Source organism: Streptomyces sp. NBC_00354, from assembly GCF_036106915.1.
Taxonomy (GTDB): Bacteria; Actinomycetota; Actinomycetes; order Streptomycetales; family Streptomycetaceae; genus Streptomyces.
The window spans coordinates 539,452-551,865 of the sequence record NZ_CP107983.1; the positions used below are offsets into that span (position 1 = coordinate 539,452).

The 12,414-nt window shown below is 71.1% G+C and carries 11 protein-coding genes; 3 read left to right on the plus strand and 8 right to left on the minus strand.

Translation table 11 applies throughout. The features are described 5' to 3' along the window. Positions 1-32 precede the first annotated feature (32 nt). The 6 genes from OHT74_RS02620 to OHT74_RS02650 all read right to left on the minus strand — a co-directional run bounded on the left by OHT74_RS02620 (position 33) and on the right by OHT74_RS02650 (position 7,203). Positions 33-1,271, minus strand: coding sequence for an MFS transporter (locus OHT74_RS02620; protein WP_328619161.1), 1,239 nt, complete (start codon positions 1,269-1,271; stop codon positions 33-35). Further along, positions 1,268-2,497: an ATP-grasp domain-containing protein gene (locus tag OHT74_RS02625; protein WP_328619162.1), complete on the minus strand. Its 1,230-nt coding sequence runs from the start codon at positions 2,495-2,497 to the stop codon at positions 1,268-1,270. The genes OHT74_RS02620 and OHT74_RS02625 overlap by 4 nt, the downstream gene beginning before the upstream one ends. A gap of 58 nt (positions 2,498-2,555) precedes the next feature. After that, positions 2,556-3,698: a peptidogalycan biosysnthesis protein gene (locus OHT74_RS02630; protein WP_328619163.1), complete on the minus strand. Its 1,143-nt coding sequence runs from the start codon at positions 3,696-3,698 to the stop codon at positions 2,556-2,558. A 124-nt stretch (positions 3,699-3,822) separates the two neighbouring features. Continuing rightward, entirely contained in the window at positions 3,823-4,719 is an 897-nt protein-coding gene (locus OHT74_RS02635; protein ID WP_328619164.1) for a homocysteine S-methyltransferase family protein, read from the minus strand. Next, complete coding sequence (locus OHT74_RS02640; RefSeq protein ID WP_328619165.1) at positions 4,716-5,510, minus strand: hypothetical protein; 795 nt, start codon at positions 5,508-5,510, stop codon at positions 4,716-4,718. The genes OHT74_RS02635 and OHT74_RS02640 overlap by 4 nt, the downstream gene beginning before the upstream one ends. 421 nt (positions 5,511-5,931) lie before the next feature. Continuing rightward, positions 5,932-7,203 carry an MFS transporter gene (locus tag OHT74_RS02650; protein WP_328619166.1) on the minus strand — a complete coding sequence of 424 codons (1,272 nt, stop codon included), beginning with the start codon at positions 7,201-7,203 and terminating at the stop codon, positions 5,932-5,934. 129 nt (positions 7,204-7,332) lie between these two features. Here OHT74_RS02650 and OHT74_RS02655 point away from each other — a divergent pair, with 129 nt between their 5' ends. Continuing rightward, a complete protein-coding gene (locus tag OHT74_RS02655) occupies positions 7,333-8,316 on the plus strand; it encodes an ArsR/SmtB family transcription factor (protein WP_266999125.1) in 984 nt (327 codons plus the stop codon). A 33-nt stretch (positions 8,317-8,349) separates the two neighbouring features. On the opposite strand, the gene OHT74_RS02660 is transcribed toward OHT74_RS02655, so the two are convergent. Next, on the minus strand, positions 8,350-9,627 hold the full coding sequence (locus OHT74_RS02660; protein ID WP_266660211.1) for an Nramp family divalent metal transporter: 1,278 nt from the start codon (positions 9,625-9,627) through the stop codon (positions 8,350-8,352). A gap of 323 nt (positions 9,628-9,950) precedes the next feature. Between OHT74_RS02660 and OHT74_RS02665 the strand changes: the two genes are divergently transcribed. Next, entirely contained in the window at positions 9,951-11,459 is a 1,509-nt protein-coding gene (locus OHT74_RS02665) for an APC family permease (protein WP_328619167.1), read from the plus strand. 33 nt (positions 11,460-11,492) lie between these two features. Further along, positions 11,493-11,921, plus strand: a complete 429-nt coding sequence (locus tag OHT74_RS02670; RefSeq protein WP_266660215.1) for a universal stress protein — start codon at positions 11,493-11,495, stop codon at positions 11,919-11,921. An 11-nt stretch (positions 11,922-11,932) separates the two neighbouring features. Here the strand turns inward: OHT74_RS02670 and OHT74_RS02675 are convergent, their stop codons facing one another. Further along, complete coding sequence (locus OHT74_RS02675; protein ID WP_266660217.1) at positions 11,933-12,313, minus strand: VOC family protein; 381 nt, start codon at positions 12,311-12,313, stop codon at positions 11,933-11,935. Positions 12,314-12,414 lie beyond the last annotated feature (101 nt).

Consider the following 12,414-nt stretch of genomic DNA (forward strand, 5'->3'; position numbering starts at 1 on the left):
GGCGCTGCACGTGTTCCCCCCTCCCCGGCCGGTCAGGCCGGCGCCGTCACCGGGGCTCGGGTGCGGGCGAGGAGGGCGCTGAGGAGGGTGCCCAGCAGGGCCACGGCCGCGAAGGCGATCCAGAACGCGGAGGCCGAGGCGACGAGCAGCCAGGATCCGGCGACCGGGACGACCACCGAGGCCAGGGACCAGGACGACTGGTAGACCGACATGCAGGTGGCCTCCGTACCGGGTTCCGCGAGGTCCGCGGCGTAGCCGTCACTGGCCGGGGCGATCACGATCTCGCCGAGCGTGTAGACCGTCATCGCGACCAGGGCGACGGCGACGGTGACCGCCGGCAGCACCGCGTCCTGCAACGGGGCGATCAGCGCGAAGCCGAGGCCGGACGCGGCGTACAGGGCGCCGCCGAAGAGCATCATCCGCGGGGCGGGGCGGTCCGCGGTGCGCTTGACCAGCGACTGCTGGAACAGCACGACGAGGCCGCCGTTCACGGCCAGCACGGTACCCGCCGCCCAGCCGTCCAGCCCCGCGTGGTCCACGAGGTACAGGCCGGTGAACATCGACACGACGGTGGCGCACACCGTGAAACAGGTCTTGGCGGCGCTCAGCAGCGCGAAGCCCGGCAGGCGCAGCACCCGCAGGGCTCCGCCGCCGGCCGTATCCCGCTGCGCGTCCTTCCGCGCGGCCGGGGCCGCAGCGCCCGACTGTCCGCGCAGCCGCAGCAGCACCACCGTGGTGACGGCGAAGCTGGCAGCGTTGACCAGCACGATCACCCGAAGGCCGGTCGCGCTCTGCGCCGACGCCAGGACGCCGCCGACCAGGGACCCCAGACACAGCCCGATGTTCCGGGCCCAGCCGACGGTGCTGAACGCCCGCCGCGCCCGGGGGCCGCGTGCCAGCCCGGCGATCGTGGCGCCGAGCGAGACCCACACCGCCTTGTCCAGTACGGCGGACAGGACCAGCGCGCCCACGGCCACGGGGGCGGGCAGGGCCACCGCGTAGAGGACGAACAGCGGGGCGCGCACGGCGTTGCCGGCGATGAGCGAGCGCATCGAGCCGTACGTCTGCACCAGGCGCCCCAGGGGCGCGCTGGCCGCGATCAGCGCGAGGTTCGCCACCGTGAGCGCGGTGCCGACCGTCCCGACGCCCAGGTCCTGCACCCGTACGAAGTACAGCAGCGCGAACGGCATGAACATCCCCGAGCCCACCGCGTCGACGATCATCGCCGATACGAAGAGCCGGGGCAGCGGCCCCTCCCCCGGCCCGCTCACGCGTCCGGCATCCGCGTCAGGCCGAGGACGTCGAGCAGTCGGGAGTTCGCCTCGGAGAGCTGTGCGAGCAGGTCGCCGCGGTCCGGGCCGCTGCCCAGGACGTAGCCGGACCGCCACCAGTTGGCGTCCACGCTGCCCAGGGTCGTACCGGGCGGCAGCAGGCGCTCTGCGTGCGAGACGAGCGGCAGCCCGTCGCGGACGCCCGCCATCGTGGGGGCGTCCGCGACGGTGCCGGTGGCCGCCACGAACTCGACCGCCGCCACCTGCGGGGTGCGGGCCGCACGGGGGCGTGCGGGGTCCTCCGCGCCGAGGGCGACCGAGAGCGCGGCGTCGTACAGGTCCAGCCCGGTGGCGCGCAGCAGTACGTCGCTGATCAGTCCGCCGGCCGGGCGGAAGGCCGCCTCGATCAGGTGCCAGCGGTCTCCGTCGTACTTGGCCTCCAGGTGCAGCACGGCGTTGTCGACGTCCAGCGCCGCCGCCACGTTCTCGACGAAACGGGTTGCGGAGGGGCCGAGTTCGGCCTGGACGGCGGGGTCGATCACGTGCCGGGTCTCGACGAACGAAGGCGGCGCGGTGCAGGTCTTCTCGGTGACGCCCACGAACAGGGTGCGCCCGCCCGACACGACGGCTTCCAGGGACACTTCGGGCCCCGGGACGAAGTGCTCGACGAGGGCCTGCGGCTGACCGGTCGTGTTCATGACGGCCGAGATCGCGTCGGCGAGGTCCGCAGGGTCGGACACGCGGCGGATGCCGAGGCTGGCCGCGCCGTCGACGGGTTTGACGATGACCTCGCCGGACGGCGCCGAACGAAGGAGTTGCGCGGCCTCGTCGGCGCCCGACGTCAGGACGAAGGGCAGCTCCACCCCGGTGCCGGCGAGCCGGCGGCGTACGTCGCCCTTGTGGGCCAGGTCCTCGGCCACGGCCACGCCGGCGCCGGGCAGGCCCCACTCCTTCGCGAGCCGGGCGGCGACCCGGGTTCCCCAGTCGGTCAGGGCCAGCACGCCGTCCACCCGGCTTGCGAGCGAATCCAGCAGATGCAGGTCGGGACCCGGGTCCTGGTGGTCCGTCAGACGCCAGGCGTAGTTCTCGGTGGCCAGCCGGTCGTAGCGGGAGTAGGCGGTCTCGTCCACGAGGATCGTGTCGACACCCCTGCGCTCCGCCGCTGCGAAGAATCGTTCACGCAGCGGTCCGATGCCGATGACGAGGACGGTGGGACGTGTGTTCAAGGCGACCTGAATCCTTCGGAGTGGGCGAGCGGGGAGAGAAAGCGGACGGCCCGGGCGGTCACGGGCACGCGGTGAGGGCCGCGTCCGTACGACGCAGCAGTGCGCCGTGCGCGGTGGCGGCAGGCGGTACGGCGCTCAGCAGCCGCTGCGCGACGGCCCCCCGGCGGAGTTTGGGGGTGCCGGTACCGGTGCCGAGCAGCACCCGGGAGCATCCCGTACTGCGGGCCAGCCGCATGGGCAGGTGGTAGGCGACGTGGAAGTACGCGCCGATCTCCTCGCTGCCGGGCCCGAGCCCGACCATGCGCAGGAGGACGTCACGGGTGCCGAGCACCAGGGTGGCGCTCGCGACGGCGCGGCCATCACGGTCGCGGACCAGCGCCACGGCGTAACGGGGGCCGAACGCTGTGCGCAGCCGCTCGTTCACGCGCAGCAGGCGGGCCGGGTCGCCGGGGATGCCGTGCTTCTCGTCCGCGCACGCCTCCAGCCACGCGACCTCCTGCTGGATCGTTTCGGTCACCGTGTCGCCCCGGTGGATCTCGGCGGTCGCGCCGGCGGAGTCCAGGGACGCGAGCTCGCGCCGCAACTGGCGGCGGCGGTCCGCCGGGAAGCGGGCGAGGTAGCCGGCTTCGTCCGCTCCGATGTCCTCGATCAGGAAGTACCGGTCGGTGACGCCCACGTGCCAGCCGCGCTCCCGCAGGACCGGCAGCACCGGGTTGGTCTCTTCCAGGTGGAGGAAGGTGAGCAGCCGGCCCTGGCTGCCTGCGTGTTCCCCGAGCGATGCCACCAAGGCGTCCGCGTCGAAGGCGAGGCCGGCGGAACGTGAGCCCTCGGCGCCGTCGCGGCCCGCGCCGTTGGGGAGGCTCGCGGGGAATACGGACGGTCCGTAACCGAGGGCGCAGACGTTCAGCTGACGCAGCCCCTCGGCCCGGGCCTCCTTCAGGTCCGCCTCGGGCTGGGTCACGTCACGGCCCGTACCGGCAGCGATGTCGGTGCAGTTCATCCGGGGGAAGCCGATGTGATCGTCCTGGGTGCGCACCGCACAGGCCGCACCGGCTCCCGTGTCCGCCAGGAAGCGCACGCCGTCCTCGGGCCACCGGTTCGCGGTGAGCCATGCGGTCGAGGCTCTCGGGTCCGCCGGATCGGTGCTCCAGTAACCGGCGGACAAGCCGTCCACGGTGGCGTACTCCCTGAGCGTCACCACGCCGTCCCTCCCATTTCCTCGCGCACTTGGCCCCACCGCGCCCCGCGGGCAGGGGCCTCCCCACCTGGGGAAGCGTAGTCGAGGCGATCCTGCGGGCCCCACGCGAGGAACGTCACGAGGAACGTCACGAGGCCGCCCCCGCAAGGCGCTTGGCGGCCAGCGCGCTGATGTGCTCGGGTGCGGTTCCGCAGCAGCCGCCGACGAAACTCAGCCCGAACTCCGTGGCCCAGCCGTACGTCAGGTCGGCGAACGCGGCGGGCGACAGGGCCGGCGGCAGGGAATGCGCGCTGTGCTCCCACTCGTCGAGCGCTGCGCGGTCCTCCAGGTTCGGGTAGACGCCCACGGACGCGCCGAGGCCGGAGAGCAGTTCCAGGGCGCGCGGAACGGCTGCGTGCGGCAGACAGTTGGCGGATACGGCGCTCGCGCCGGCCTCGACGCAGGCCCGTGCCGCGTCCCGGAGCGCGTCGCCGTCGGGGAGTGTCGCGTCCTCGGTGACGACGAAGCTGACCCATGCGGTCAACCCTCGTTCGACGGCGGCCTCGACCGCGATCACCGCCTCACGGCGCGTGCACTGGGTCTCGACCAGGACGAGATCGGCCTCCGAGTCCGCCAGGACTGCGGCCATCCACCGGTGTTCGCGGCGCAGGGAGTCCTGGTCCGGGGTGAGGGCCGGGGTGTAGCAGTCCTCCACGGGGGCGACCGAGGCGGCCACGAGGGCGTGCGGTGCACCGGCGGCCCGGCGGGCCCGTACAGCGCAGGCCACGGCCCGGTGGACGTAGTCGGCCTGCTCCCGCTCGGCCACGCCCATACGGGACAGCGCCCGGGTGTTGGTGCGGAAGGTGTTGGCGGTGAGGATGTCGCTGCCGGTACGCAGGAACTCGGCGTGGACGCCCTCCAGCGCGTCCATACCGGCGGCGTCACGCAGTGCCGCGCTGGTGAGCCAGGGTTCGACGATGGGTATTCCGGCCGCTTGCAGACCGGTTGCCGTACCGCCGTCGAGGATTCTCGGACGCGGGCTCATACCAACTCCTTGCGATGTTCCACCGTGTGATGCGCGACGCTCTGCGCGCGGCCCCACTCAAAAAATTCCTCGACCCACGCGGAAGGCATCAGATTGACCTTCTGATCAGCGAAAGGACGCTCCGACGGGCAGATCCAGTCGTCGTCACCACGGAGCGGAACGGAACCGTCCGGCCGGAGAATGTGCGGCCCGTAGTAGAACCAGGAAATCTGGCCGACGAACTCGTTGAGGACCGCTCCGTGAACTTCCGGGGAAAACATCCTCAGGTGCGCATAGGCCACGGAGAGCTCGCCCCGGAGATTGAACGGCGCGCGGACCTGATAGTGCCCGAAGTAGTCGTGGGTGGCCCGCAGGACGTCGTTGTGGAAGGCCCGGGCGCCGTCGATCTCGACCTCCGACCGGAGCAGGAGCGGGTTGTCCGGGTCCTTGTACCCCTCCGGCCCGTGCCCGTGCTCGGTGGGGTAGACGTACAGGTCCCCGCCCGCATCCAGGGCTTCGCAGAGCTCCTGGGACGTACCGTACGGCTGCCCGGGGCGCCGGTACATGCGGACCTTCACTCCCCATTCGGCCATGCAGGCGAGCTGAGCCTTCGCCTCGTCCGCCATCCGCAGGTACTGGGCGCGCACCTCGGGATCGTTGGGACGGTGCGGCTGTTCGTGGAAACGGTTGGCTATCTTCCGGACCAGGTCCTCGGGAATACCGGAACCCTCGAATCCGGAATGTAATCGCCCGCTCTCCATATCGGCGCTGCGCAGGTAGGCGCGCGCCACTTCACGAACATCGACGACCATACAAACCCCCCGAGGGCGCCCGTCCGGAAACATTCCATTCATAGATCCGTTACAGAACTCATCATGATCGTCGGCGCCCGATTCTACAAGTCGAACAAATAGGGCATCGCAGATATAGGGGGATCAAAAAATTGGTCGACAGTATGCACGGATTGCGCTACCGGACCTCTGAATCATTGAAGCCAGAAGCGATTCACGCTTCTTTCACAAACGGATCGCCTGACCGGCAGGGTCGGTACCGGATCCGCGCGGCGCGAGCGCCCGGCGGGCCCGCGCCCTCGGCCCGCTCCGGGCCGTCAGCCACTCGTCGGTGTTCGCGGCCTCGATCGTCGCCGTCGGGCGGGCATCTGCAGGCCACAGGTCCGGCGTGGTCGTCCCGAGCCCTCCGGCGTCAGCTCCAGGTGGTGGGTGGCGCGCTGCTTCAGCCGGACGTACCGGCGCTGGGACCGGCTATCGCGGTGCTGTTCTCGGGGCTGCCGTACGCACTGGAGCTGCCGGCCCTGCGGCGGCTGCCGGCGGCGACCTTCGCGGTGCTGATGCCCCCCGGCGCGCGGAGCGCCGCGAGGTGGCGGGCCAGGGCCAGTACGGCGAGCAGGGCCACGAGCACGCACACGCCCCACCACCCGGCCCGGCCGTAGAGGTGTACTCCGAGCCAGGAACCCGCGCTGCCGCCCAGGTAGACACAGGTCATGTAGGCGGTGTTCAGCCTGCCGCGGGCATCGGAGCGCACGGCGAAGACCCGTGCCTGATTGGCGACCATGCCGGACTGCATCGCAAGGTCGAGCAGGAGCGTGCCGATCGTCAGGGCGGTCAGCCCCGCCACGCCGCCCGAGGCACCGGCGGCCAGCACCACGGCGGAGAGGAGCACCCCGAGCAGGCAGACGAGGTTCACCACGTCGGACCCCCTGCGGTCCACCAGGCGTCCGGCGAGCGGGGTGCAGAGCATGGTGGCCGCGCCGACCAGGGCGAGCATCCCGACCGCCGGGCTGCCCAAGCCGTAGGCCGGGCCGGTGAGAAGGAGCGCCAGGCAGGTCCACACGGCGGAGAACCCGGCGAAGACCGAAGCCTGGTAGATGCAGGAGCGGCGCAGCTCCGGCTCGGCGCGCAGCAGGCGCAGCGGCTCGCTCAGCAGTGTCCGGTACGGCTCGCGCGAGGGCCCGGCCGTGGCCGGCACCGTGCAGCTCAGGACGGTCGCCAGGAGCAGGACGACCATGCCGGCCACCAGGTAGGGGACCCGCCACCCCAGCCATTCGCCGAGTGTCCCGCTGAACGTGCGGGCCAGCAGCATTCCGCCGATGGACCCGCTCAGCAACGTGCCCATCACCGCGCCGCGGCGGTCCGCGGCCACGAGCCCGGCTGCCAGCGGGGCGATGATCTGCGCGGCCACGGTGGTGACCCCGATGAGACCACTGGCGACGACGAGGAGCGTCAGGGTCGGTGCGCAACCCGCGGCGAGAAGACCCAGGCCGGTGAGGACGAGCAGGGTGACGAGGAACGGGCGGTGCGCGAGCCGGTCGGCCAGCGGAACCAGCAGGAAGATCCCTGCCGTGTAGCCGACTTGAGTGGCGGTGACCACCATGGAGGCGGCGTCGGGAGAGGTGTGCAGTCCTGCGCCGATCAGCGGGACGATCGCCTGCGGGAAGTAGAGGTTGCCGACGGCGACGGCGCAGGTCACGGAAAGGATCAGAACCATCCGGCGGCTCATGTCAGTCCACCGGCCCGTCGTCGGGCGTGGCTGTGCACCGCGCAGGAGTTGTGTGTGTCATGTGCGGAAGTCCACGGCACCCGCGTCCCGCTGCCAATTGATGTAGCGTAGCGCTTAATGATCAGCTTCGTGCTCGGCGTCGAGGACCTCGCGGACACCCGGTTCGCGGTCTCGCCCCTGAGCGAAACCGTCTTCAGCCTGCGGGTGCTGCGCGACCCGGGCTTGTCCGCGGTGCACCTCCCGTGGCGCAGGTCCGTCCTCGGCCGGCTCGACGCGCTCGACACCGACCTGCTGATGTCCCTGGTGGCGCAGCGGCTCACCCTTCCCGACTTCCTGACGCCGCGGCCGACGAGCTTCTCCCCCGCCTTCGAAGAGGAACTGGCCGTCGTCCGCGAGGCCTCCCCGGACCTGGTGCGCCGCGACCTGTCGGCCGCCCACGCACCGGATCCGCTGCCCGAGGCCCTGCGCGATGCCGCCGCGACGGACGATGCGCCGGTCCTCGGACTCCGCGATGCGATCTGTGACCTCCTGCAGCGGTACTGGGAGGTCGCCGTCAAGCCGATGTGGCCGCAGATGCGGCTGCTGCTCGAGGCCGACATGACCTACCGGGCCCGGCAGTTGGCCATGGGCGGCGCCCGCCTGCTGTTCGCCGGAATGCATCCGAACCTGCGCTGGCAGGACGGCGTGCTGCACATCGACAAGATGATCAGCGCGCACCGGGTCGCCGCATCGGGTCGGGGGCTGCTGCTCGTGCCGTCCGTGTTCGCCCACAAGCCCGCACCCCCGGTCAGCCCCGAGGAGCCACCGCTGCTGATGTACCCGAGCCGTGGGGTCGCGACGATGTGGGCCCCGGCGCCGACGGCCGACGCGTCTGCTGTCGTGGCGCTGCTGGGCGCGCCCAGAGCCCGGCTGCTCGGCCTCCTCACCGAGCCGCTGCCGACGATCGAGATCGCGCGCCGTTTCCGGGTCACCCCGAGCGCCGTGTCCCAGCACCTGCGCGTCCTGCACGCCACGGGCCTGGTCTCCCGGGCCCGTGACGGACGGCAGGTGCTGTACCGGCGCAGCCCGCTGGGCGACCAGTTGGCCGGCCCGCATTCCTGATCGCGCCTGCAGGCTCCGCCCCCGCGGCGGCCGCTACCAGGGCAGTTCCCGTACCTGCTGTACGCACAGCAGCACGAACAGCAGGCCGGCGGCCGCCAGCATCACGTTGCTCAGCAGGCCGTTGCGCCAACCGGCCGGTGTGCGTGAGCTGTTGAGCAGCCACAGCAGGGTGAGGGCCAGGAACGGCATGAAGAACGCGCCGATGACCCCGTACACGATGACGAGCCCGAACGGCTGGTCGAGGAAGAGCAGGCTGATGGGCGGGAAGGTCAGCCAGAACAGGTAGGCCCGGAACGGCAGGGACTTCTCGCGACTCGTCCCGTCCGGGACGAGGGACGGGCGGTACTTCGTCACGAAGTCGGCGAACATCAGGCTCACGCCGTGCCACACGCCGATCAGCGAGGTGAAGGACGTCGCGAAGAAGCCGACCAGGAAGAGCTTGGCGGTCGGTGTTCCGTAGCGGTCCGCGAGGATGTCGGTGAGGTCGAGCAGCCCCCGGTCACCCTTCGCGATCGCCACACCGGAGGAGTGCAGGAGCTCGGCACCGACGAAGAGCATGGCCACGACGAAGATGCCGGTGGTGACGTAGGCGACCCGGTTGTCCAGGCGCATCACCTTCATCCAGCCCGCGTTGGTCCAGCCCTTGGCGTTGACCCAGTAGCCGTACGCGGCCAGGGTGATCGTGCCGCCGACACCGCCGATGAGGCCGAGCGTGTAGATCAGCGAACCGTCCGGAAGGACGGGCGCGAGGCCGGCGAAAGCGGCGCCGAGGTGCGGCGTGACACGGATCGCGAGATATACGGTGACGAGGAACATGACGCCGACCAGCACCGTCATGACCTTCTCGAAGACGGCGTACCGGTTGAACCAGACGAACACCAGGCCCACCAGGCCGCACAGGACGGCCCAGGCCTTCAGGTCCATGGTGTCCGGGAAGAGCGCGGCGAGCGGGAGGGCGCTGGAGGACATCGCCGCGGCACCGTAGACGAAGCCCCAGACGACGACGTACCCGGCGAAGTACACCGTGGTCCAGGATCCGAGGCTGCGCCAGCCGTCGAACAGCGTGCGGCCGGTGGCGAGATGCCAGCGGCCGGCGGCCTCCGCGAGGGAGATCTTGACCAGGCAGCCGATCACCGCCGCCCACAGCAGCGTGTAGCCGAACTTGCTGCCCGCGATGAGTGTGGCCACGAGGTCGCCGGCACCCACGCCGGTCGCGGCGACGACGATGCCGGGGCCGATGTAGCGCCAACTTGCCTTGCGCGGGGCGCTGTTCTCGCTCTCCCCCGTGCCGGCCTGGAGGGTCTCCGCCATGCGTCTGCCGCCTTCCCGTTCTCAGCTGCGGTGGACCCGGTCACCAAACCGGCTCCGCGGCGGACGCGCAAGAGGCCCTCCCTGGTCACTGCACGGCGGCGGCCTGGCCCCGGAAGGCGCGACGGCAGGCGTGGGGGCTGATGCCGGTAATCCGCCGGAAACGGTCTCGACCGCGCCCAGTACCTGCTGGAGCGCGAGGTCGGGGCCGCGCATCGCGCTGGTCCCGGGCATCGGAGGCATGCTCGCCCTGCGTCGCCCGGCCGCGGACCCCCGGACAGCGCACGCGCCTCGCGCAGTGCCGCCGGGTGCGTGACGATGCCGGTATGGCCCAGGACAGTGCCGGCGGCGCAGCGGGTGCAGAGATCCCGGACGCGGAGCTCAAACACAACGCGATCGGCTTCCTCGACGCGCTCGTCATCGGCCTGAACTCCACCTCGCCCGCCTACTCACTGGCCGCCGTCATCGGGCCGATCGTGGCGCTGGCCGGGATCTACGCGCCGGGCGTGATGCTGGCGTCGTTCGTTCCGATGCTGCTGATCGCCGCCGCCTTCTACTACCTCAACATGGTCGACCAGGACTGCGGGACCACGTTCTCCTGGGTGACGCGGGCCATGGGCCCTTGGGCGGGCTGGCTCGGCGGCTGGGCGATCACGATGACCGGCGTCCTGGTCATCGGCTCGCTGGCCGACGTCGCCGTCAACTTCGGCCTGCTCGCCGTCGGCCTCGACAGCTGGGCCGCGAACCCGGTGATCCGGCAGACCCTCGCCGTCGTGGTGATCCTCGCCATGACCGCCATCTGCGTCATCGGCACCGAGCTGTCGGCCCACCTCCAGGACATCCTGATCCTCGCCCAGGTCTTCTGCCTCCTGGCCTTCGCGGTGGTCGCCATCTACCGGATCTACGCCGGCACCAGCACCCTCGACTCCATCGAGCCGTCCCTCACCTGGCTCAACCCCTTCGGCGCGGGCGGCGCCGCCCTCACGGGCGGGCTGCTGCTCGGCGTGTTCATCTACTGGGGCTGGGAGTCCGCGGTGAACCTCACCGAGGAGGTGGAGAACTCCGCCACGGCGCCCGGCAAGGCCGGGATCTGGTCGACCGTGGTGCTGCTGGTGACGTACCTGTCCGTGGGCTTCGCCATCGTCGGCTACGCCGGAACCGCCTTCCTCGCCGAGAACGCGGGCGAGGAGGAGGCCATCTTCGCCGTGCTCGCGCACGAGGTGATGGGCGGCTGGGACTGGGTGGTGCTCCTGGCCGTCTGCACCTCCGCGCTCGCCTCCACCCAGACCACGATCATCCCGGCCTCCCGGACGGCCCTGTCGATGGCCCGGCGGCACGCGCTGCCGCATCCGCTGGCGCACATCCACCCGCGGTTCCGGACCCCGGACGTGAGCACGTGGTGGGTCGCCGCCATCGCCATCGCCTGGTACCTCATCGTCAACCAGATCAGCGAGAACGCCCTCCTTGACTCGCTGACGGCGCTCTCCCTGCTCATCGCCTTCTACTACGCGCTGACCGGAGTCGCCTGTGCCGTCTACTACCGCCGCCACCTGCTGGAGAACCTGCACAACTTCCTGCTCATCGGCCTCGGGCCGCTCATCGGCGCGGGCCTGCTGGCCTGGCTGCTGGAGGAGTCGGTCAACGACATGTCGAATCCGGAGAACTCGGCCAGCGGGGTCTCGTGGTTCGGTCTCGGCCCACCGCTGGTGATCGGGATCGGGATCACCGTGGTCGGCGTACTGATCATGTGCTTCTGGCGGGTACGGGACGGCAGGTTCTGGCGGGAGCGGCGGGGCGTCGTCGATCCGGAGCTCGTCCACGGCAGGAAGCGGTAGCCCGGCGAGCCCGGCGTCCGGAAGGAGTCCCTGATGTCTGTGGTCCTCGGGTACGACGAGTCACCCGGCGCGGAACGGGCCCTGCAAGTGGCGCTCGAGGTCGCCACCGCCTTCGGCGAACCGCTCGTCCTCGTCTACGGTGCCGCCGCGCCCGGCGCTGCCGGGGAGGAGTACGTGGCGCACCGGGAAGCCGTGCGGCAGGCGGGACGCAGCGCCCTCGCGCGGGCCGTCGAGGCCGCCGACGAGGCGGGCGTCCCGTCGACCGTCGAGGTGGTCGACGAGAAACCGGCCCAGGCCCTGCTCGACGCCGCGGAACGGCACCGGGCCCGGGTCATCATCGTCGGCAGCTGGGGGGACAGCCCGATCCGCGGCGCCCTGCTGGGCTCCACCCCGCACAAACTGCTGCACCTGTCGCCGGTCCCGGTGCTGTGCGTCCCGACGCGGGGCGACACCGCGGAGTAGGTACATCCGACCTACATCCCGTTCGGCTGGAGCACGGAGAGGATGTTCCCGGCCGGGTCCTTGAACCATGCGATCGCGGGGCCGGGCGTCTCCCGGGCAATTCCCTTCGCGTCCTGGTCGAATGCCTCATACCGCTCGAACGCCACGCCGCGTGCGGCCAGTTCGTCGACGGCCCGGTCGATGTCGTCCACGGGGAAGTTCAGAACGGTGAAGGTCGCGGCCTCGTGATTCTCCTTCGGGTACAGCATGACGTCGGTGTTCCCCGCAAGGTGCAGGGTCAGGAGACCGTTCTCCTCGGACACCCGCAGTCCGAGCGTCTCGCCGTAGAAACCCTTGGCGCCCTCGATGTTGTCCACCGAGTAGCCGCTGAATCCCTTGCTGTCTCCCAGCATGGTGGTTGCCCTCCGTTCGCCGCAGCTCATCCGGCATCGGCCCCCTGGCTTCAGTGTCCCTCCGATCGCCCCCTGTCGCCCGGCAGCCGGGCGACAGGGGC

Coding starts and splice junctions, on each gene's coding strand:
- OHT74_RS02635 (WP_328619164.1), bottom strand. CDS start 4,719: ATGAGCCCGCGTCCGAGAATCCTCGACGGCGGTACGGCAACCGGTCTG.
- OHT74_RS02640 (WP_328619165.1), bottom strand. CDS start 5,510: ATGGTCGTCGATGTTCGTGAAGTGGCGCGCGCCTACCTGCGCAGCGCC.
- OHT74_RS02650 (WP_328619166.1), bottom strand. CDS start 7,203: ATGGTTCTGATCCTTTCCGTGACCTGCGCCGTCGCCGTCGGCAACCTC.
- OHT74_RS02655 (WP_266999125.1), top strand. CDS start 7,333: ATGATCAGCTTCGTGCTCGGCGTCGAGGACCTCGCGGACACCCGGTTC.
- OHT74_RS02660 (WP_266660211.1), bottom strand. CDS start 9,627: ATGGCGGAGACCCTCCAGGCCGGCACGGGGGAGAGCGAGAACAGCGCC.
- OHT74_RS02665 (WP_328619167.1), top strand. CDS start 9,951: ATGGCCCAGGACAGTGCCGGCGGCGCAGCGGGTGCAGAGATCCCGGAC.
- OHT74_RS02670 (WP_266660215.1), top strand. CDS start 11,493: ATGTCTGTGGTCCTCGGGTACGACGAGTCACCCGGCGCGGAACGGGCC.
- OHT74_RS02675 (WP_266660217.1), bottom strand. CDS start 12,313: ATGCTGGGAGACAGCAAGGGATTCAGCGGCTACTCGGTGGACAACATC.